This window comes from Paenibacillus sp. FSL R7-0345 (genome assembly GCF_038595055.1).
GTDB lineage: Bacteria > Bacillota > Bacilli > Paenibacillales > Paenibacillaceae > Paenibacillus_AQ.
Map to the genome: position 1 here is coordinate 3,905,555 of NZ_CP152002.1, position 19,218 is coordinate 3,924,772.

Below are 19,218 nucleotides of genomic sequence, written 5' to 3' on the forward strand. Positions count from 1 at the left end.
GCTTAGATAAAAAGACTTATAGTGATTGTACCAGCGGAAGCAGCTCGGAGAGATGCCCGATTCTGTAAGCCGGCTGAATTTCGGGATCCGGTTCTTTCTCTGTCCGGTTGATCCAGACAGTCGTCAGTCCTGCGGACAAGCCGCCGAGAATATCCGTTGTGAGCTTATCACCCACCATGATCCCTTGCTCAGGAGTGATATCAAGCAGTTCAAGCGCATGCTGGAAAATCGCCTTGTCCGGCTTGCCCTTGCCGAAGCTGCCGGAAATGACTACATGATCAAAGTAAGGAATCAGCTCAGGAACACCATCCAGCTTCTCCTGCTGCAGAGCCGGACAGCCGTTGGTAAGCAGCAGCAGCTTCACTTTGCCGCGCAGCTCGTCCAGTACCTGCAGCGTCTCTTCATACATGTACGGACGGCTGCGGCGCTCTTCGCCGAACTTCGCAGCCAGCCGCTCAGCCAGTGCTTCATCTTCGATGCCCAGAGCGGCCAGGCCGCGGCGCCAGGATTCCTTGCGGTATGCCGGAGCAAGCTGCTCCAGCTGGCGGAATTCCGGCTGCTCCCCTGCCGTAAAGTTCGCCCAAAGCGCTTCGTACGGGTTAATCCCGATCATCTTCGTAAACGGAAAAGTCTCGTAAGATTCATAGAGACTTCGGGCTTCCTTGCGGACAGCAGCCTCCAGCTCATGAGGGTCAACATTGTTACCTGCCGCTTCGCAGGCGGCACGAAAGGCTTCCTCAACGCTCCGGTCATCCCAGAGCAGTGTATCGTCAAGATCAAATAGTACGGCGGTAATCGGCATAATAACGCTCCCTCTCCCTCTGCTGGTCTATCTTATCTTTCTACTCGTGCACTACTTCAATATTATTGGCTTTGGCGAACTGCTCCAGCCGGGCTCCCATTGCTGCAGTATCATAACGGTTCAGCAATCTGGAGAACACCCACTGCTTGCGCTTGCCTTTATATTTCAGGGAAACCATGCTGCGGGACAGGATAATCTTCTCAATCTCGGAAGCCTGCAGCCAGCGCTCACGGTTAAATTTAATAGTGGAAACTCTGGCCCGCTCAACCTTAAGGAAAGGACGACGGAAGAAAATCAGGGCTGCCAGTAAAAAGTACAGAACAACGCCCAGCCAGTTGGCCAGTATGCCCTGCCCCCGGGCTTCATCAACGGAGCCCACTACCCAGAACATCATCCCGAGCAGCAGCAGAACGATCGGAAATACAATGTTACGGCCTTTAAAAATTTCGCTGCTTCCTGCAGCCGGCGATGATTTGGAAGCGTAAATCGATTCCTTGCCTTGCTTCTTGCGTTGCATATTGACTTGCTTGGTGTTGCGTTGAACCATTCTTTCCCAAGAACGGGCCATGTGAGTTCCCCCTAGTCGTCCTAAAATATCTATGACAAAGCCACAGGACTAATGTGTTAGCCCCTTGTCGCCCTGATCATCGTTGTCCACAATTTCAATGGTATCCAGTTGTGCACGGAAGTTCTTACGGATGTTGCCCAGATAAACTTCACGGAGCCGGGCGCGTTCCTCCAGTTCCTCTTCCGTCAGGCCGCTGCTCTTCTGCTTGCGTGCCAATTCATTGATGCGTGCGACCAATTCGTCTATATTCAATGCTTTCCCCTCCCCTATAAATTCATTCTAACTTTGCCATGAGAAAAAGAGCTTGTCAAGGTCTCCTCCCTGAAAGCTCTTCCTGTCGTAACCTCTATTCCTTCAACTATTAGTATGCAGGCAGTGTCAGCACATCTCCGGCCTGTATATTGCTGCCCTTAAGCCCGCTCGCCTTCTTGATTCCTTCTATATATACAACCGTCCTCATATCCGATGGTTTATGTTCATTTGCGATGCTCCAGAGAGTATCTCCGCGCTCCACCACCACACGCTCAGCCGGCATTACCGATGATACGGATCCTGCAAATACGTTACCTACCACCGTAAAGCCGGAAATCGCCAGCATCAGAATCATGACAAGCTTCACCAGCTGGCCTCTGCGGAACAGATTCGTTAAAGCGCCGAACAGGGATACTGCAGAATTCTTCATACGGGTCACATATTCTATGATAGAGCCAGCTTCGGCAGACTGAACCTCTCGGGTCTCATCATAAATGCTGCGGTAAGTACTGTATTTTAACAATATCATCGACCTCCAAACACTTGTTCTTAAATTTGAATTTAATATAACACGAACATGTGTTTTGATCAATAGGTTTTTTCGAACAATTGTTCCCTTTGTTTCCGCCCCTTTTATACCTCCCCTTCCAGAGGTATCCAAATATTATTACGAGATAGTTAGAACTTATGTTTGTACGAACGGAAGTTCTATGTTATAATTTTCCCAAACATACTATATGGGGTTGATTCCAATGTCAAAGATTTCGAGTCGCCAGCTGGCGATCCTGGAATTCATACGTAATGAAGTCCGCAGCAAGGGTTATCCTCCGTCAGTCCGGGAAATCGGGGAAGCTGTCGGGCTTGCTTCCAGCTCCACCGTACATGGTCATCTGGACCGTCTTGAGAAGAAGGGTCTGATTCGCCGTGACCCTACGAAACCCCGCGCAATCGAGCTGCTCGGCCAGGAAGATTCAGAGAATGTACACCAGTTTGTGCAGACGGTTACCCGTATCCCTGTTGTAGGTAAAGTCACCGCCGGGGTGCCGATTACCGCTACCGAGAATATTGAAGATTATTTCCCGCTTCCTACCCACTATGTCGGTGACAACAAGGTTTTCATGCTCTCTGTACTTGGAGACAGTATGGTTGATGCCGGAATCATGAATGGCGACTATGTCATTGTCCGCCAGCAGCAGACAGCAGACAACGGCGACATCGTCGTAGCAATGACCGAAGAAGATGAAGCTACTGTTAAGACCTTCTATAAAGAACGTGACCATATCCGCCTGCAGCCGGAGAACCCGGCCTATGAACCGCTCCGCTTGAACCGTGTTACCATTTTAGGCAGAGTCATCGGACTTTTCCGTGATATCCACTAATTATCCCCTAATGAGGCTGTTGCGCATGAATTGCGTAACAGCCTTTTTCCTGTCTGCATTCAAATTATAAACAGGCTGCCGTTTCCCGCGCGCAGCGCTCGGCCTCTGGTAACCGCGTGCAGACTCTGCACATATTCTGACAGCAGAAGGAGTGCTGATGACTATGCCTAATTACCGGATTATTGTTGACCTGTCCCAGCGTATGCTGTACCTGCTGGATAATGATGTTGTAACCCGCGGCTTTCCTGTGGGAATTGGTACCATGCTGACTGCTTCACCTGAAGGCGAATATACCATTATTAACAAGCAGCCCAATCCCGGCGGGCCGTTTGGCGCTTTTTGGATGGGCCTGTCCAAACCTCATTACGGCATTCACGGAACCAATGATCCCGCCTCCATCGGCCATATGGTTTCGCATGGCTGCATCCGGATGTATAACGAGGATGTTCTTGCTTTGTCACGTATTGTTCCCATCGGGACACGGGTTACCATCAGGGAGTAGCAGCAGATTTCCGCCCCGCCTCCATCACAAAGGACACCTCCGCGGGGCAGAGGTGTCCTTTATATACTTCTTATGCTTCCTATTCAACAGTCTCTAGAGGACACTGCGCAACAGCCTGATTGCGATGCGGTTCAAGCGCAACGCTTCGCGGATCGATACTCTTGCCGCCAGTAATTCACGTCTCGCCCGGCTTGGTTTAGGCAATCTGCGCAGATTCTCGTTAATTTCTTCAAGCCGCTCCAGCAGGATGGAGCGCTGTGCCAGCAGGGCACGGATCGCTCTGCGGATTCTTGACCGGTCTCTTTCTGCCATATTAACACCTCTTTTACGTTTTATAGTATAAGAGATGCTAAACCAGCTCTTCCGGCCTGTGTGATCCGGCAGTTGTTATTTTTCGGGTATACGCACACGGAATTCAAAATCTTTACGCCTGTAGGTCATCCCGCCCAGCTCTATGTATTCCGGCGTCCATTTTTGCAGCGGACCTGCACAATCAGCAAAGACCGGCGGTTTACCCTTTCGTAACTGCAGTACATATATATCTGCTTCAGCAAGGGCTGCAGCAAATAAATCAGCATCACACACCAGCACTTTATAAGTCGTGTTCAATCCGCTTCCCCCTTGTAGACTGATTCATCCTTGGTATGGATATCTTAAACATTCACTTCAAATATAACACAAATGGTAATGTATGTATGTGATAATTCCCTTACACAGGTATAGAAAAGGGCATTACCAAGAGCTCTCCCATTATAGAAAGCCGCAGATAATGCCCGTTTAATCCCTTTATTCTTAGTCCAGTGTATAAAAAACCGCCAGAATCACAATTGTTAACGTTGAAGCAAATGACAGCCAGGTAAAAAGACGGTCCCAGAATTTATTTTTCATCTGTCTTATATACCACCAAAATTGTACTCCGCTGATGCTCCGCCCCGTCACGCGAGGATTTCACTATAGATCCGTAACAGATGTTTACGACCTGCTCCTCCCTCAGCCCTTTGAGGAACTCGTTTGCCTTATTCTCGGCATAGAAATTATCCCCGTCTACAAATTCTTTTACCTGTATCATTAGTATTCTCCTTTGTCCTTTTCATTCACAGTTATATCGGAACACATGTATTAGATAGCAGCGAAATGCACATGGCGCATCACCCCTCGACTAACAATTAATGTAAAATACCCCTAAATGAACAGTAAGGCACTCCGCAGCTCACTGCGAAATGCCTTACTATTAGCCTAGCTTAACACCGGGCCTGCGAATGGTCAAACACTTTTTTACACAATTATACAACTGCTATATATTTAAGTTTGAGTAAGCAGGAATTTCTGAAGCGAAAGTTCGGTTCTCGCTGCCTCAGCAGCTGCCTCCAAGGACGGAATCCACAGAATTGAATCCTGTCTGATATAATTAAGCACCGTTTCACTGCTCCGGTCAAAATCAATAAGATGCTTGCTCTCGGCATGCTCCATGCTCTGTCTGGCCAGTTCAAAGACCTCAACATAATCAAGCCTCAGCTGAGTCTGAATAGCTGTATCTACAGATCTTAATTTCGCCCAGGCAAAGACGCCGCCCTCCACAACCTGCTCCGAACCCTTCATATACTCAACACCTGAATGCTTCGTAATAAACCTTACAACCCTCTCTTCAATCTCCTCGTAACGCGTAATCATTTCCTGATCATAATACATTTAACACTCCCTTCTAACCTAATATATGCAAGAAGGACCTTTCTATCGCTTACGCACTGAAAGGCCCCTGGATTAGAATTACACAGATAAGTTAACTTAACCATAACCCATCCTGTACTTAATGTATACCTTATCTGCTACTTTTTTCAAAAAAATAATAAAATTCCTGGCTGCACATAAATTCACACTCCGCTTAACGGCAGAATACCTTACATGATCCGGTTGAAGGCAGCTCCCGCACATAAACCACCGCTGTCCTGAGTACAGAGCAGGCCTGTTTATTTCATATGCTCTTTTAAAACCGTCCCCAGCTCAGACGTATACCGGGTAAGCCTCAGGCTGATTTCTGTCCGCATGATGTCACGCGTAAGTCCGAAACGTTCCTGGTAGCCGCGGAAAAAAATTTTATAATACATCAGGAAATCCTCCTGCTCATCGGCCAGCACCCTGATATTGCGCTGCTTGAGCTCTTTTTGCAGCCGGTAGGTGTCCTGCATCACCCGGTTCTGGATATAACGCCCGGCCATTAAGTACGTCCTGGTAAGCATGTTTCCCGACCGCTCAATCTCCTCAATACTCTTGCTCACCATCGTATCTATGTAAGGCAGCAGAATAAGGTCCCGGACCATTGTACGCTCCGCATTCGTAAGCATGGTTCTGCTGCCGTCCTCCCCCTTCTCCTGCTGTTCATACTGGTCAACATGCTCACTCATCAGCATTTTGGTCTTCCAGCGCTCATTGCCGTCTAATTTGCTCATTTATAATGCCCCCCAATCTGTTCGGCCCGTTCCAGAGCAACCCCGGACTCAAGCAAAGAGGATGCACGAATAAGCGCCCGGCTGCCGTATCTGGTTTTGATCTGGTCAATAGCCCGCTCTTTGTTGTAGGTACGGATACGGTCATCGAACAGGGTGAGCTGCATGACACTGTCATCACTCAGCTGAGCAATGGAGATGGTCAGACGGCTCAGCGGCATCCCGGTCCAGTGGTCCACAAACAGGCGGTAGGCGGCGGCGGCCACCTCATGCGTCAGGAACGACGGCTCCGGGAGCGTCATCTGCCGGCTGTATGAGTGCGAGGTGTTACCGTCTGTCTCTGACACCGCGACGGATACCACCGAGCCCATATACCGGTACCGCCGCGCCCGCTGGCAGACTTCAATTACAAGCTCCAGTAGCACCACCTCAATATCGGCCAGCCGCGTATACAGATTCCAGCGCAGCGCCTTGCCGTGGCCCACGGATTTGATCTGGTGCCGGATTCCCGTAACGACCGGACTGGGGTCGATGCCGCGGGCCGTCTGCCAGTAATACTCCGCCTGGATATCGCTCTGCTTGCCCATCGTCATCCGCATTCTCCGTTTGAACTCCCCCAGCTCCATCCGGGCAATGTCGCCGATCGTCGTTATACCCATCCGGAAAAAGTTTTTGGTCATCCGTCCGCCAACCATAAACATATCATGTACAGGCAGCGGCCAGAGCACCTCATTCAGATTGTCGTATCCGAGCCGGAAGATGCCGTCCGTCTGCTTCTTGGCCAGATTATTGGCCATTTTGGCCAGGATTTTGGTCGGCCCGACCCCTACCCGGGTCCAGACACCGGTAGACAGCTTCACATGCTGCTGTATCGAAGAAATCACCTTCGGCAATTCCCCTCCGAAAAATTTAAGCGAGCCCGTCACATCCAGAAACTGCTCATCGATACTGAACGGCTCCACCATATCCGTATACCCCTTGTAGATCTCCGAAATCAGCAGGGAAACGGTAATATAGGTCCGCATCCGCGGCCGGATCACGACGAGCTCCGGGCATTTGGTCAACGCTTCGCCTACACGTGAGGCGGTGGTGACACCCTTGGCTTTGGCAAGCGGACAGGCAGCCAGAACAATCCCGTTCATCCGTGCCGGATCGCCTACTGCAACAGGCATATCCTTGTATTCCGGATGAGCAGCTTTTTCGACGCTTGCATAAAAGGACTGGCAGTCCGACAGCAGAATAACACGCTCCTTAGGCATACCTCTTCCCCCGCACCGGGTGCCAGGCCAAAATATTCGATAGCAGAAATACCCGCGGCGCCCCTGCCGTTAAACAGGTCGCCCGGATACGCCCGTCACGGATATCCAGCACTTCAATCTTCCGCTGCGAGATCTTGCCCGCTCTGTCCAGATATACAATTTCAACGGTTTGACCAATAGCCATTCTCATGACCGATCGCCTCCAACAAATAAGAACATTTGTTTGTATTATAACCAAACAGGTGTTCTCTAATCAATCATGAGTATATTCCTCAACTGTCATTATTATGTATATTGATTACACGTGGACTGCAGATTTTATATTTTGCGCTGTTTTATCCGGAAAATGCTTATAAAAAATCCGCAGAAAGCTGCCTGTTTATCACAGGAGCCTCTGCGGACAGATTGGTGCCGGCGGCTTAATTACCTTCAATAGTGGACAGCGAAACGGTCATCCATGGGCTGAACTGGCTTGCCGGTTCTCCCTTCTGGTTGTGTATCCGGAGCAGATAAGCTTCCCCGGCTTCATTTTTCCACACCATGTAATCATGGGTACCGGCCTCACCGCTTACCTGCAGGTACAGCTCAGCATAACGCAGGGGATGCTCAAACAGCTCCCCGCTGTAGTCTTTAGGCTCGCCTGCGGCGGCAAGCTCGGTCTGGCCCTGCTGCTTCAGGGCAGCCAGATCATAACTGGCCGGCAGCGGTTCAATCTCCGCATAGTATTCAGCGTCTGCCGTCAATGCCAGGCGGCCAGTCTGCGCATCAAAGGTGTAACCGTCAAATATATACAAGGAATATCCGTCACCTTGCTCAAGCGTGCCATCCTGTCCGGGGACACCGCCCTCCTGCTCCCCGAAGCTTTGCGTCTGCGGACGCCCGGATGACTCTGGAGCTGCCTCCGGACTGGCAGATGCCGGCGCTGCAGTGGCTGCCGGTGACGCTGCAGGCTCAGGACTGGCAGTCGCTTCGCTGACAGGCGTCGCGGCTGCACTGGACGCTGTAGGTTCCGCTTCATTCATTGTCTCATTATTACTGCATGCGCCCAGAATTGAGGCAGAAAGCAGAAAAACACTTGCTGCTGTGAGTAGCATCGATTTTTTCATGTTGTACCTCCTCTTCTGATTAACACTTATTACCCGAATAGCTGACATTGTAACTAAATACGACATCTCCCGTGCATTATACAGGTGAAGGCTATAAATCCATTACTTTAACTAAACGCAAAAAACCGCCGGAATGTTACGCCTGACGATCATTCGATATGTATGATATTTCAGTCGGGCAATGACCGAGTAAACCGGTCTTGCTTACTTCCGCCGCTTCCGGTATATTTTAACGCTATAAAATAAAATCCAGCCCGCCAGCACCAAAGAAAAGAAACCGATCCAAAGCGCGGCCGGATGTACTATAAAAAAATAGGTATCTTTATACTGGAAGTTTTCACTTTTCAGTAGCTTGATCAAATCATCAACTCCAGAAAGCTGCCGAATAGGTAGCCGATTTTATAAGACTCCTTAACCAGATTCTCCATAACGCCTATCAGGAATGCAATCAGATGGAGTACAGGTGTAAGTACTAGTGCGAAAGCAATAAAACGCCATCCGCAGAAAAATTTGTTAAGATCGTCTTTTTTCATATCACGATTCCCTCCTCTCTGTTATTGCGTTAAATTCAGCAGCAGCGATAGCCTGCGAAAGTATCGTCAGCCTTAATTTTTCAAAATCGACATTCCGGAACATCGGAACGGCTTTTTAAGAACTCCTGCAACAGTCATTGCTCTCCCTTTCCGGTAAGTGAAATAGCGGTATCCTCCAATAGAGATTGCTGCCCCTCGTCCACAGTGCCGTAATCGCGGAATAATGTCGACACAAATAAATGTAAACATTCTGTAAAATGTATTGCAAATCCATTTCATTTATTTATAATATTTACCAGATGAATGAAGGGAGACACCAGGTTATATTGTCTACTAGAGATAAACTCCCCCTCATGTCTTACATTCACATTGATTACAGCCTATACCCGCAACCCATCCATACCTTGAGACAGAGAACGTCCAGAAACCCTAAAAGCATTTCCCGCATTCTTAATTCGTTACATGACAGCAACTACGTCACTATCGGTGATTTGATGAAGGCTTCATTGACTGAATTGCTTTGCTTGAGGAATTTCGGCGTCACGGGGCAAACGATTGTTATCGAGTTGTTAGAGGCACATGCTAAAAGTATTGTCTAAAAACATTAAGAAACCTTTTTCAAGGTTTCTTTTTTCTATTATCTTTCTACTAAGTAATTATATTTAAAAATATCTATTTTCTTAAATTAATTTCCATTTTCTTGTTTAATAATAAATATACAAAATTACTTCAATTGGCGGTGGAATCATATGGACACAAAGCTCATTGAAGAAGCCATCATGAAACAGGAGCCGGTAAAAATCCAATTAGTTAACGGTGATATACTTGCAGGCTGGCTGGAATATGGTTTTAACTACGATTTTATATATTTAAATACCGGTTTTGGTACGCTTACCGTCGCCAAAGATTCCATAAAAATCATTTCATATGTATTTGACTGCAGATAGCCCGCCAGCCGAGCAGTATCTATTGCGGCAGTTAATGGAGCAGTCCTGCTCAGTTATCTTTTTTCAAACGCTGCGGCACTTTGGGGTCCAGCTGTGTCCAGTCTGATGCGTCTCTGTCCGTAAAAATGTATGTAGTACCAGGGTCATCAGCGAATGTTACGTATAGGGGAAATTTCGGCATAGAGCCAAGTTTGGCTTTAACGCTTAGTATATCAGATTCCGCGTATCCCTCAATGTTAACTAAATATGTCTTGAGACTTGTTTCAAGTGAATGATATTTAATCTGTAGCGCCACGTAAATCCCGATAACCAGCAAAGTGATCATTAATACCGAGAAGGCCGCAAATTTTCTAATTTTATAAGCACCTCCTATTATTTTCAAAATAAAACTCCAATCTCAATATAACATTTTTCGAATTATTTTACACAAAAAACCAAATAAACAAAGAAAAAACCCTCAACGCCAACGGCGTCAAGGGCTGCTTTTTCCTAGTAAAGCGTCATGTATTGACTTCTTTCCCATTCGTGAACCTGGGTCCGGTAGATATCCCACTCGATTTCCTTCAGTTCGTAGAAGTGGGCCAGTGCATGTTCGCCGAGGGCTTCGGTGATGACATGGCTGCGGATCAGTTCGTTCAGGGCTTCCTTCAGGTCAGCCGGCAGGCTCGGGATGCCTTCTTCAATGCGTTCTTCCTCAGACATCACATAGATGTTGCGGTCGATTGGTGCAGGAAGCTCCAGTTGGCGCTTGATTCCGTCAAGACCTGCCTTCAGCATTACAGCAAGTGCAAGGTACGGGTTAGCCGCCGGATCCGGATTGCGGACCTCGACACGTGTGCTAAGGCCTCTGGAAGCCGGGATACGGATCATCGGGCTGCGGTTACTTGCGGACCAGGCCACATAGCAAGGTGCTTCATAACCGGGAACCAGACGTTTGTATGAGTTAACAGTCGGGTTGGTGATTGCGGCAAAAGCGCGTGCATGCTTCAGGATACCAGCCATGTAGTAGCGTGCAGTTTTGCTCAGACCGAGTGTATCACTCTCATCGTAGAACATGTTCTCGTTGTCTTTGAACAGGGATTGGTGAGCGTGCATACCGGATCCGTTCATACCAAAGAGAGGTTTAGGCATAAAGGTAGCATGCAGACCGTGCTGACGCGCAACCGTCTTAACGACGAGCTTGAAGGTCTGAATCTGGTCAGCGGCTGTGATCGCGTCCGCATATTTAAAGTCGATTTCGTGCTGGCCGGAAGCAACCTCGTGGTGGGAGGCTTCAATTTCAAAGCCCATTTCCTCAAGAGTCAATACGATCTCGCGGCGGCAGTTCTCCCCAAGGTCCATCGGCGCCAAGTCAAAATATCCGCCCTGGTCATTCAGTTCCTGTGTCGGGTTGCCTCTCTCGTCCGTTTTGAACAGGAAGAATTCCGGCTCAGGACCTACGTTCATCGCTGTGAAGCCCATTTCTTCGGCTTCTTTAAGACAACGTTTCAAGATACCGCGCGGATCGCCGGCAAACGGTGTGCCGTCAGGCATGTACACATCGCAGATCAGACGTGCTACACGGCTGTCAGTCACCCAAGGGAAGATAACCCAAGTGCTGAGGTCCGGATAAAGGTACATATCAGATTCCTCGATACGTACATAACCTTCGATGGAAGATCCGTCGAACATCATTTTATTGTCGAGTGCTTTTTCAAGCTGGCTCACAGGAATTTCAACGTTTTTGATCGTTCCCAGCAGGTCGGTAAACTGCAGACGAATAAAACGGACGTTTTCTTCTTTGGAAATACGGATAATATCCTCTTTAGAAAAGCTCACGATACCCTCTCCCTTTCAACACTCTAATTAGTTTATTTATTAAAAAACCGGGATAGCTCGCCCTGAATAAGAGATACTTGTCCCGGTCTTTTCCCGGAAACCAGTTCCTGCTTAAGCAAACGGTGAAGCTGTGAATCAGACAATTCCCTACGTCTAACCTCTGTATCAGGGGTAATCACTGTAGCTTCTTCAGATTCCTTCGAGACAGGATTCATCACCTGCTTAATGCCGGCAATATTAACTCCCTTTTCAATCAGTGCCTTGATTTCCAATAGGCGCTCAACATCATTAAATGAGAACAAACGCTGGTTGCCGGAAGTACGCGCAGGTACAATCAGGCTATGCTGCTCATAATACCGAATTTGTCTGGCAGATAGATCAGTTAGCTTCATTACGATTCCTATAGGAAATAATGCCATATTTCTGCGGATTTCATCACCCATGACTCATCCAACCTTCCAATGATCTTTTTCTCATCTCATTGTACATTTCTTAATTTGGCGTGTCAATGGTATGTAAGTTTTCTTTACAACATTAGTAGACTACTGCGAAACAGCAGGTCAACTGGGTGTAAGCTACAAAGGATGAAGTCAACCGCAGTATATCACATCAGACAATACGGAAGCAAAAAGCGCTATCATATTATGCGCCTTCAGCGATAGGTTTTCCCCGTCCCCCTGCTTATATCCCGAAAGGCCCGTCCTGCGCTGTGCAATCTGCATAAGCACACTCTTCCTTCACTAAGCATCAGCATACTCCCCTTAGTATTAGACAACGGCCAGCCCTCTTCCTTCAAAGGTGCTAAATTAAAAAAAGCCCTGCTAACCAGCAGGGCCATAAATACTATTTCAATTTCCAGCGCTATAGAAGCTCCCGCTCCCGCATGCTCTGCAGCGCCATCAATACCCCAAATTTCACATGGGAGTAAGTCAGCCCGCCCTGCATATAACCGATATACGGCGCGCGGATCGGGGCGTCGGCAGACAGCTCCAGGCTTCCGCCCTGAATGAATGTGCCCGCTGCCATAATAACCGGATGCTCATAGCCCGGCATGTCCCAAGGCTCCGGAACGACGTGGCTGTCAACAGCCGCGGCGCGCTGGATACCCTGCACAAAGGCAATGAGGTGCTCGGCACTGTCAAAAGAGACCGCCTGGATCAGATCCGTACGCGGCTCATTCCAGGCCGGCTTGGTGGTAAAACCGCAGCGCTGGAACACGGCAGAAGCAAAGATACTGCCCTTAACGGCCTGTCCGACCGTATGCGGTGCCATGAACAGCCCCTGGTAGAGGCCGCGTGTCGTTCCGAGCATCGCGCCTACTTCACCACCGATGCCCGGTGCCGTGAGCCGGTAGGCAGCCAGCTCGACGAGGTCGCTGCGGCCGCAGATGTACCCGCCGGTCTCGGCGATACCGCCGCCGGGGTTTTTGATCAGCGAGCCGGCTACAAGGTCGGCACCGACCTGCGGCGGCTCCAGCTTTTCGGTAAATTCACCGTAGCAGTTATCTACAAATACAATCAGCTCCGGCTTCAATGCCTTGACTTTGGCTACCATCTCACCGATTTCGGCCACCGTGAAGGAAGAACGCCAGTCATAGCCGCGGGATCTTTGAATACCGATTACCTTGGTCCGCTCATTAATGGACAGCTCAACCTCATCCCAATCGATCTTTCCATCCTCTGTGAGCGCAGTCTCTTTGTAGCCAATCCCGAAGTCTGCCAGCGACCCTGTTCCGTCACCTGGCTTGCCCACGACTTTGTGCAGCGTATCGTACGGACGGCCTGTGATGTAGAGCAGCTCGTCTCCGGGCCGCAGCACACCAAAGAGTGCCGTGGAAATCGTATGGGTCCCGGAAGCAAAATGAGGGCGCACCAGCGCGCTTTCTGCACCGAATACCTCGGCATACACCAGATCCAGCACCTCGCGGCCCCGGTCGTTATAGGCATATCCGGTAGAACCGGCAAAATGGAAGTCACTGACGTGCTGGCGCTGAAACGCCTCAATTACCTTCCATTGATTGTGATCCACAATTTTATCAAGCGCTTTAACCGCACTTTCAATTTCAAGCTCTGCGGCCTCTGCCGCCTGTAAAATATCTTCTGCAAAAACAGCCATTTCCCCTTATTCGCTCCTAACATTCCAGTTCAATTCATATCGTAATTATTGCACCACAAACTCTGTCAGCTTGTAGCCCCATTTTTCATAATCCTCTTTGTTCAGCCGTACGCTGTACAGTATATCATTTTCTTCATAATTGGTTTCCAGCACCTCTCCCACCCGGTACAGCAGCGCGGACAGATCCCCGCGGTCGCCGGGAATACGGAACACCAGCGTCTCTCCGGCCAGCTCATCGGCAATCAGCGCGGTGACACGGTTCAGATCTTCCTGGTTAAAAGCGCTGATCTTCAGATAGCCCGGGCCTGATGGCAGCATCTCCAGCTGCTCCGGCTGGCAGAGATCGCTTTTGTTAAACAGGACCACCCGCGGCTTGCCGGCGGCACCGAGCTCCTGAAGAATGGAGTCAACAACCTCCATCTGCTCCTCCCGCATCGGAGATGAGGCATCTACGACATGCAGCACCAGATTGGCCTCGTTCACTTCCTCCAGCGTGGCCCGGAAAGAAGCGACCAGATCATGGGGCAGGTTCTGAATAAACCCGACCGTATCAGTCAATACAACCTCTTTGCCTGCAGGCAGCTGCAGTACACGGGAAGTGGGGTCCAGCGTAGCGAACAGCTGGTTTTCAATATAGACGTCGGCATCAGTCAGCTGCTTCAGCAGCGTTGATTTGCCGGCATTGGTATAGCCGACCAGAGCCACCTGTACAGCTCCGCTTTTACGGCGGTGTTCGCGGTGCAACTCGCGTGTCTTGACTACTTCATCCAGCTGGCGCTTCAGCTCCGTAATCCGGCCGCGGATATGCCGGCGGTCTGTCTCCAGCTTGCTCTCGCCGGGACCTCTGGTGCCGATACCGCCGCCGAGCCTGGACAAATTTTTGCCGTGTCCGGACAGACGGGGCAGCAGATAGGAATGCTGCGCCAGCTCTACCTGAATGATGCCTTCTCTCGTCTTGGCCCGGCCGGCAAATATATCAAGAATCAGCTGGGTACGGTCGATAATCTTCATGTCCAGCGCTTCCTCCAGGTTACGCACCTGGGCTCCGGACAGCTCCTGGTCAAAAATCGCCGTGTTGGCGCCCAGTCCGTCCGCCGCGATCCGCAGCTCCTCTACCTTCCCTTTACCGATGAACCATTTGGAATCAGGGGTTTCCTTGTTCTGGCGGAGTACATCCACCACTTCGACCCCGGCCGTCTCGGCGAGCTGAACCAGCTCCTGCAGAGACAGCTCAGGGTCGATGCCTGTGCGCTTGATTTTGTCTGTAACGAGACTGACGAGAATCGCCCGGTCTTGCACCTCTGTCTGTGTATCATGTGTAAGTGACATTAATTGAATGCTCCTTCTTCTTATACCTGTAGAAGTGGTACTGCCTGAATCTTCCCGGCCAGCAAATGCTGCTTAAACTGAGTATGGCCTGCGGCAGTATAATATAACCGGACTCCTCCGGGATCTCGGTGTGCCGGTTATCTTTTTTTGCCCGTATCTTCTATCTTGCGTGAAATTTATATAAATGTCTATCTTATTATGTAGAAGCAGCAACAATTAATCCAGCACATAAAGCGCATCATCCTGTACTCTAAACGAAGAATACTCAAACTTGTTTACAGGAACACTAAAATGAATGGTTTCGCCAGAACGTATACCGTCACCCGGAATGCTTATCGAATCCCTGGAGTAGGTTATGTTTCCCGAGTTATCATAAAAGGAAATGGCAAAGTAACCTTCTATGTCTTTATCCCCATTATTCGTTATCTCCCCGACCAGATCGCCGGTAATACTATTCCAAATTACACTGACACGTGAAAATCCAAGCTGTTCAAAAAGCGAGCTGCTTTCGGCTTCTCTGTTAAGCTCATACGTCTCTTCCGGGTTAGGGTCTCTTGTGTAGTCCCGCCCCTCTATTATAGCTGTCATTTCCTTAATAATCTCCGTAGCCTCAAGGTATTCTCCGCTTTCCGTTAAACGCTTTGCTTCTTCACTGAGCGTCTCCAGCCTCGCTTCTTTTCTGCTCTCGTTTATCTTGTGTACGGCTGTAGGTGCAACATAAATCAGAACAAGTACCAAGAAAACTGCAACACCAATCAACACTTTTCCACTCTTCAAGTACTATTCCCCCTAAATATAAATAACGTGTTAAATATTACCACATTAATTTATTTAGGTCTATAGTAGGATGAAAGATCAATTTTAATCCTATTTTTTAAATAACAAAGTGAAATAAGTGCTATTAACCTAATCCATTATTGCCAAAGTCCTATCGATTAACATAAGATTATGGAACAATTTACTAATGATAATGTGCGCAGGAGGTAATCTTACATATGAGTTTTTTCAAAGAGTTAGGTTCATTGATCGGAGAGGTAACGGGCTCAGTAGTTGGAGGAACCGTAAAAATCGCAGGTGAAATAACCGGGTTAGAGATTTTGGAAGATATCGGCGATGGTGTTAAAAGAGCTTCACTTGCAGCAGGAAAAACGATGGGCGAGGCCGCAAGCGGTGTGTGGGATATCGGCGCAGGCATCGTAACGAGTGATGAGTCCAGAATAGGCGAAGGCTTCCGTGATGTCGGCGGCGCCGTATCAACAACGGTAACAGGTGTAGGGAACACTATTATTCACGTAGCTGAGAATAGCGGAAAAGTCATATCGGGCACTTTGGACGGGGATGGTGAAAGGTTTAAAGAAGGAGCTAAAGGCCTGATAACTACGGTAGCTATAGGTGCACTCGCCATCGGGGTGACAGATCTGATTGTTGACTTTGATGGCTCTGATGACGGCTTATTAGCTCAAGAAGAAAGTGATTCCGTGCCCGTAACAGAAGCTCCGCAGCCGGCAGTGACAACAGATCATCAGCTCAGTGAAGCTGAGCCTGTAATTCTGACAGAGAATCATCATACTCATCATGTTGAGCCCCACTGGAGAGAGCTCCCTAACGGAAACACAATATGGGTAGACGGTGATGGTGACAGCACAACAAACAGCACTGAAGGCTGGACGCAAAGCAATCCTGATTACAGATCCCAAGGATAGGCACCCTTATTCAGTATCTAAATAACGCTTTTATTCACCTGCGGAATATTCGGGATATTGTTGTCGGGCTTAATGTTCTCTTCAATAACACTCATATCTTTAGGCAAAATCGTCATCAGTTCCTGCTTAGACAGTTTTGTCGGCTTACTCATAAGCCTGACTGCCTGATGTCTTATGGATTTCTCGATCACATTCCGGACAAAGCGGGCGTTGCTAAACACCGTTTCATCCAGCTTCTCGTCCAGAATAATGTCCTTAAGCCTCGATATGGTCTCAGTCGTTAACGTATAATCTCTTTCTGCGGCCATTTTGGCAGCAATTAACACCAGTTCATTGATGCTATAGTCATCGAACTCAATTTTTATCGGGAATCTTGAAGGCAGTCCGGTGTTGGATTCCAGCAGCAGATCCATCTCCTCCGGGTATCCGGCCAGGATAATGATGAGATCACTATGTTTGTCCTCCATCATCTTCACCATACAATCGATTGCTTCCTTGCCGAAGTCTTTATCCCCGCCGCGGGCGAGACTGTAGGCTTCATCAATAAAGAGGATGCCGCCCAGCGCTTTTTTGACCAGATCCCGCGTCTTCTGGGCGGTATGTCCTATATATTCGCCAACCAGATCCGCACGCTCCACCTCAATCAGATGGCCTTTGCTGAGGACTCCCATCCGTTGAAACAGCTTAGCTACGATTCTGGCGACAGTGGTCTTTCCGGTTCCGGGATTGCCCTTGAATACCATATGGTACACATGATGATTAACCTTGAGACCCATTTCCTGTCTTATTTTTTCGACCTGCAGGAGAGCATATATTTCGTAAATGAGCTCCTTCACTTTTTCAAGACCAATCATATCGTCCAGTTCATGAAAAACCTCTTTTATCGACTCCACATAACTAGGCGCTAAAGTAGCAGTAGGCTCGGCATGAGTTACGGCTGCTTTGATGCTTTCTTCATTATTCTTGAAGGTAATGTTCATTCTTGATTCATTAATGGTAATCTGTCTTGCATCATCCAATTCGGGTCACCTCACCATCCAGGGCTGACTTGCTCTAACTCAAGTCTATTCCGGCTGACAAGGCGTTATTAACAGATTCAGGAACTTTATAGCTTCCTTGTTCGTTACATAAACAGCTGCTGCATTTTCCACTTGCTGTACGCCAGGATCTCCCGCGTTTTATATTTCAGCATGGACATCGTTTCGGACTCGGTTACTCCAAGCTGCGGGGATTTGTAGCCGAATTCCTCTGCCATCTCCAGCGCCCGCTGCCCGTGAAAGGTGTGGGTAATAATAACCGCACTTGTCATGCCCTCACGCTGCATAATTTCCTGGCTGAACTTCAAATTCTCGTAGGTGCTGGTAGATTCATTCTCCATCACGATGGCTTCATCCGGCACACCCTGCTCCACCAGGTAATTGCGCATTCCCTGGCCTTCCGTGTACGGATAGTCAGGATGGTCGAGCCCGCCTGAAACGATAAAGCGGCTGAATTTCCCTTCCTTGTACAGCTTCAGCCCGTAATCCAGACGTTCCTTGAGCCCCGGACTGGGCTTATCCCCCCACATGGACATCCCCAGAATAATTCCTGCATCAGCCGGGGTCATCGGCGTTGTTGTCTCCGCACTGTTAATTGCATTGAACGCAACTGCGCACCAAAGCAGCCCTGCCGCCGCTGCAACAATACAAGCGGTCAGCAGGCTGCGTCCCAGGCGCGGGCGCCGTCTCCGCGGCGATACCTTACGGATGGGCGACGAGCCTTTCTGATATGAATACCATTCCATTGCTATTTCCTCCTGAATTCTCCGTGATGAAACAATTCGGCACGATGCTTCAGAGAAAGTGCGAAATAAGGAAAGGCGTGTGCATCTATGCTGCGCAGAATCCCTTTAGCTGTTGCCCAGGCCAGCTTATAGTCGCTGTCTGTAATATCATTGCGTTCACGCGCTTCCTCAAGCTCATCCTCGTCAAGCAAAAAGACTTCCCCGTTCCACAGCACCACCACATCCAGATACAAATCATCGAACCAGGGAACCCCCTGATCCGTAACACCCTGAACCTTGCAGGTGTCAATGTACCATTGTATGATATTCTGCCGTTCGTCAAACATGGCGGTTACAATGTAATGGCTGTCCTTGGGAAAATACTGCAGCCAGGAATATCCTTTGTCCGCGATACGGTATGTATGCCTGCCATAGCTTTTCCAGAGCGGTTCCTTCAGCCCGTATATCGTATAAAGTGTAATATAACCGCTGAATTCCCGGGTCTCCACATAGCGGCAGGCAAAATGGCGGCGCGTAATCCGGCGCCAGTTGGCCCGGTCTCCGAATTTACGTTTCATATGAATGACCCTCTCGAATAATGGTGTCTCCAGCTTAACACATTTGGCAGACACACTCAAAACAAGACTTTCCAAAATACGACAGGCCCCGTCCTGTACACAAAAAACAGGCAGGCATTCT

26 protein-coding genes are annotated in these 19,218 nt (G+C 48.9%); 4 read left to right on the plus strand and 22 right to left on the minus strand.

The features are described 5' to 3' along the window. Positions 1 to 16 precede the first annotated feature (16 nt). From NST84_RS16545 to NST84_RS16560, 4 genes are all read right to left on the minus strand, one after another. Positions 17 to 802 carry an HAD-IA family hydrolase gene (locus NST84_RS16545; protein ID WP_342561280.1) on the minus strand — a complete coding sequence of 262 codons (786 nt, stop codon included), beginning with the start codon at positions 800 to 802 and terminating at the stop codon, positions 17 to 19. A 40-nt stretch (positions 803 to 842) separates the two neighbouring features. After that, the gene (locus NST84_RS16550) at positions 843 to 1,370 is read right to left on the minus strand and encodes a hypothetical protein (protein WP_342561281.1); all 528 of its coding nucleotides are present in this window, start codon (positions 1,368 to 1,370) and stop codon (positions 843 to 845) included. Positions 1,371 to 1,418: 48 nt separating this feature from the next. After that, complete coding sequence (locus NST84_RS16555; RefSeq protein ID WP_342561282.1) at positions 1,419 to 1,622, minus strand: DUF896 domain-containing protein; 204 nt, start codon at positions 1,620 to 1,622, stop codon at positions 1,419 to 1,421. Between the two features lie 109 nt (positions 1,623 to 1,731). Continuing rightward, positions 1,732 to 2,145 (minus strand): LysM peptidoglycan-binding domain-containing protein, encoded by a 414-nt coding sequence (locus tag NST84_RS16560; protein ID WP_342561283.1) that lies wholly within the window; start codon positions 2,143 to 2,145, stop codon positions 1,732 to 1,734. Between the two features lie 229 nt (positions 2,146 to 2,374). Between NST84_RS16560 and lexA the strand changes: the two genes are divergently transcribed. Next, positions 2,375 to 3,001: a transcriptional repressor LexA gene (gene lexA / locus NST84_RS16565; protein ID WP_025704214.1), complete on the plus strand. Its 627-nt coding sequence runs from the start codon at positions 2,375 to 2,377 to the stop codon at positions 2,999 to 3,001. Between the two features lie 163 nt (positions 3,002 to 3,164). Then, complete coding sequence (locus NST84_RS16570; protein ID WP_342566458.1) at positions 3,165 to 3,503, plus strand: L,D-transpeptidase; 339 nt, start codon at positions 3,165 to 3,167, stop codon at positions 3,501 to 3,503. Positions 3,504 to 3,596: 93 nt separating this feature from the next. Here NST84_RS16570 and NST84_RS16575 read toward each other — a convergent pair whose 3' ends face one another. From NST84_RS16575 to NST84_RS16615, 9 genes are all read right to left on the minus strand, one after another. Beyond that, positions 3,597 to 3,815, minus strand: a complete 219-nt coding sequence (locus NST84_RS16575) for a hypothetical protein (protein WP_342561284.1) — start codon at positions 3,813 to 3,815, stop codon at positions 3,597 to 3,599. 75 nt (positions 3,816 to 3,890) lie between these two features. Beyond that, the gene (locus tag NST84_RS16580; protein ID WP_342561285.1) at positions 3,891 to 4,112 is read right to left on the minus strand and encodes a hypothetical protein; all 222 of its coding nucleotides are present in this window, start codon (positions 4,110 to 4,112) and stop codon (positions 3,891 to 3,893) included. A 268-nt stretch (positions 4,113 to 4,380) separates the two neighbouring features. After that, complete coding sequence (locus NST84_RS16585; protein WP_342561286.1) at positions 4,381 to 4,572, minus strand: sporulation protein Cse60; 192 nt, start codon at positions 4,570 to 4,572, stop codon at positions 4,381 to 4,383. A 233-nt stretch (positions 4,573 to 4,805) separates the two neighbouring features. Further along, positions 4,806 to 5,192, minus strand: coding sequence for a hypothetical protein (locus NST84_RS16590; protein ID WP_342561287.1), 387 nt, complete (start codon positions 5,190 to 5,192; stop codon positions 4,806 to 4,808). A gap of 278 nt (positions 5,193 to 5,470) precedes the next feature. Continuing rightward, positions 5,471 to 5,950, minus strand: coding sequence for a hypothetical protein (locus tag NST84_RS16595; protein ID WP_342561288.1), 480 nt, complete (start codon positions 5,948 to 5,950; stop codon positions 5,471 to 5,473). After that, positions 5,947 to 7,206: a DNA polymerase IV gene (locus tag NST84_RS16600; protein WP_342561289.1), complete on the minus strand. Its 1,260-nt coding sequence runs from the start codon at positions 7,204 to 7,206 to the stop codon at positions 5,947 to 5,949. The genes NST84_RS16595 and NST84_RS16600 overlap by 4 nt, the downstream gene beginning before the upstream one ends. After that, complete coding sequence (locus NST84_RS16605; RefSeq protein ID WP_342561290.1) at positions 7,199 to 7,396, minus strand: hypothetical protein; 198 nt, start codon at positions 7,394 to 7,396, stop codon at positions 7,199 to 7,201. Before NST84_RS16605 ends, NST84_RS16600 begins: the two co-directional genes overlap by 8 nt. Positions 7,397 to 7,625: 229 nt before the next feature. Beyond that, complete coding sequence (locus tag NST84_RS16610; RefSeq protein ID WP_342561291.1) at positions 7,626 to 8,312, minus strand: hypothetical protein; 687 nt, start codon at positions 8,310 to 8,312, stop codon at positions 7,626 to 7,628. Positions 8,313 to 8,668: 356 nt separating this feature from the next. Beyond that, a complete protein-coding gene (locus NST84_RS16615) occupies positions 8,669 to 8,845 on the minus strand; it encodes a hypothetical protein (RefSeq protein ID WP_342561292.1) in 177 nt (58 codons plus the stop codon). A gap of 749 nt (positions 8,846 to 9,594) precedes the next feature. Between NST84_RS16615 and NST84_RS16620 the strand changes: the two genes are divergently transcribed. After that, entirely contained in the window at positions 9,595 to 9,792 is a 198-nt protein-coding gene (locus NST84_RS16620; protein WP_342561293.1) for a hypothetical protein, read from the plus strand. Between the two features lie 49 nt (positions 9,793 to 9,841). Here the strand turns inward: NST84_RS16620 and NST84_RS16625 are convergent, their stop codons facing one another. The 6 genes from NST84_RS16625 to NST84_RS16650 all read right to left on the minus strand — a co-directional run bounded on the left by NST84_RS16625 (position 9,842) and on the right by NST84_RS16650 (position 15,831). Continuing rightward, a complete protein-coding gene (locus tag NST84_RS16625; RefSeq protein WP_342561294.1) occupies positions 9,842 to 10,174 on the minus strand; it encodes a DUF3139 domain-containing protein in 333 nt (110 codons plus the stop codon). A gap of 107 nt (positions 10,175 to 10,281) precedes the next feature. Next, complete coding sequence (glnA, locus tag NST84_RS16630; protein WP_342561295.1) at positions 10,282 to 11,610, minus strand: type I glutamate--ammonia ligase; 1,329 nt, start codon at positions 11,608 to 11,610, stop codon at positions 10,282 to 10,284. Between the two features lie 32 nt (positions 11,611 to 11,642). Beyond that, positions 11,643 to 12,053: a MerR family transcriptional regulator gene (locus tag NST84_RS16635; RefSeq protein ID WP_019910684.1), complete on the minus strand. Its 411-nt coding sequence runs from the start codon at positions 12,051 to 12,053 to the stop codon at positions 11,643 to 11,645. A 418-nt stretch (positions 12,054 to 12,471) separates the two neighbouring features. Next, a complete protein-coding gene (locus tag NST84_RS16640; protein ID WP_342561296.1) occupies positions 12,472 to 13,725 on the minus strand; it encodes a methionine gamma-lyase family protein in 1,254 nt (417 codons plus the stop codon). Positions 13,726 to 13,770: 45 nt separating this feature from the next. Beyond that, a complete protein-coding gene (hflX, locus tag NST84_RS16645; protein ID WP_342561297.1) occupies positions 13,771 to 15,054 on the minus strand; it encodes a GTPase HflX in 1,284 nt (427 codons plus the stop codon). Positions 15,055 to 15,270: 216 nt separating this feature from the next. Continuing rightward, positions 15,271 to 15,831 carry a hypothetical protein gene (locus NST84_RS16650; protein ID WP_342561298.1) on the minus strand — a complete coding sequence of 187 codons (561 nt, stop codon included), beginning with the start codon at positions 15,829 to 15,831 and terminating at the stop codon, positions 15,271 to 15,273. 218 nt (positions 15,832 to 16,049) lie between these two features. Between NST84_RS16650 and NST84_RS16655 the strand changes: the two genes are divergently transcribed. Beyond that, the gene (locus NST84_RS16655; RefSeq protein WP_342561299.1) at positions 16,050 to 16,757 is read left to right on the plus strand and encodes a hypothetical protein; all 708 of its coding nucleotides are present in this window, start codon (positions 16,050 to 16,052) and stop codon (positions 16,755 to 16,757) included. A 17-nt stretch (positions 16,758 to 16,774) separates the two neighbouring features. On the opposite strand, the gene NST84_RS16660 is transcribed toward NST84_RS16655, so the two are convergent. From NST84_RS16660 to NST84_RS16670, 3 genes are all read right to left on the minus strand, one after another. Then, positions 16,775 to 17,776, minus strand: coding sequence for an AAA family ATPase (locus NST84_RS16660; protein WP_342561300.1), 1,002 nt, complete (start codon positions 17,774 to 17,776; stop codon positions 16,775 to 16,777). Positions 17,777 to 17,880: 104 nt separating this feature from the next. Beyond that, a complete protein-coding gene (locus tag NST84_RS16665) occupies positions 17,881 to 18,540 on the minus strand; it encodes a YdcF family protein (RefSeq protein WP_342561301.1) in 660 nt (219 codons plus the stop codon). A gap of 2 nt (positions 18,541 to 18,542) precedes the next feature. After that, positions 18,543 to 19,097: a DUF402 domain-containing protein gene (locus NST84_RS16670; RefSeq protein WP_342561302.1), complete on the minus strand. Its 555-nt coding sequence runs from the start codon at positions 19,095 to 19,097 to the stop codon at positions 18,543 to 18,545. Positions 19,098 to 19,218 lie beyond the last annotated feature (121 nt).

Coding starts and splice junctions, on each gene's coding strand:
- NST84_RS16620 (WP_342561293.1), top strand. CDS start 9,595: ATGGACACAAAGCTCATTGAAGAAGCCATCATGAAACAGGAGCCGGTA.
- NST84_RS16595 (WP_342561288.1), bottom strand. CDS start 5,950: ATGAGCAAATTAGACGGCAATGAGCGCTGGAAGACCAAAATGCTGATG.
- NST84_RS16635 (WP_019910684.1), bottom strand. CDS start 12,053: ATGGGTGATGAAATCCGCAGAAATATGGCATTATTTCCTATAGGAATC.
- NST84_RS16585 (WP_342561286.1), bottom strand. CDS start 4,572: ATGATACAGGTAAAAGAATTTGTAGACGGGGATAATTTCTATGCCGAG.
- NST84_RS16550 (WP_342561281.1), bottom strand. CDS start 1,370: ATGGCCCGTTCTTGGGAAAGAATGGTTCAACGCAACACCAAGCAAGTC.
- NST84_RS16665 (WP_342561301.1), bottom strand. CDS start 18,540: ATGGAATGGTATTCATATCAGAAAGGCTCGTCGCCCATCCGTAAGGTA.
- NST84_RS16670 (WP_342561302.1), bottom strand. CDS start 19,097: ATGAAACGTAAATTCGGAGACCGGGCCAACTGGCGCCGGATTACGCGC.
- NST84_RS16570 (WP_342566458.1), top strand. CDS start 3,165: ATGCCTAATTACCGGATTATTGTTGACCTGTCCCAGCGTATGCTGTAC.
- NST84_RS16600 (WP_342561289.1), bottom strand. CDS start 7,206: ATGCCTAAGGAGCGTGTTATTCTGCTGTCGGACTGCCAGTCCTTTTAT.
- NST84_RS16545 (WP_342561280.1), bottom strand. CDS start 802: ATGCCGATTACCGCCGTACTATTTGATCTTGACGATACACTGCTCTGG.
- NST84_RS16575 (WP_342561284.1), bottom strand. CDS start 3,815: ATGGCAGAAAGAGACCGGTCAAGAATCCGCAGAGCGATCCGTGCCCTG.
- NST84_RS16615 (WP_342561292.1), bottom strand. CDS start 8,845: ATGAAAAAAGACGATCTTAACAAATTTTTCTGCGGATGGCGTTTTATT.
- NST84_RS16590 (WP_342561287.1), bottom strand. CDS start 5,192: ATGTATTATGATCAGGAAATGATTACGCGTTACGAGGAGATTGAAGAG.
- lexA (WP_025704214.1), top strand. CDS start 2,375: ATGTCAAAGATTTCGAGTCGCCAGCTGGCGATCCTGGAATTCATACGT.
- NST84_RS16640 (WP_342561296.1), bottom strand. CDS start 13,725: ATGGCTGTTTTTGCAGAAGATATTTTACAGGCGGCAGAGGCCGCAGAG.
- hflX (WP_342561297.1), bottom strand. CDS start 15,054: ATGTCACTTACACATGATACACAGACAGAGGTGCAAGACCGGGCGATT.
- NST84_RS16610 (WP_342561291.1), bottom strand. CDS start 8,312: ATGAAAAAATCGATGCTACTCACAGCAGCAAGTGTTTTTCTGCTTTCT.
- NST84_RS16605 (WP_342561290.1), bottom strand. CDS start 7,396: ATGAGAATGGCTATTGGTCAAACCGTTGAAATTGTATATCTGGACAGA.
- NST84_RS16655 (WP_342561299.1), top strand. CDS start 16,050: ATGAGTTTTTTCAAAGAGTTAGGTTCATTGATCGGAGAGGTAACGGGC.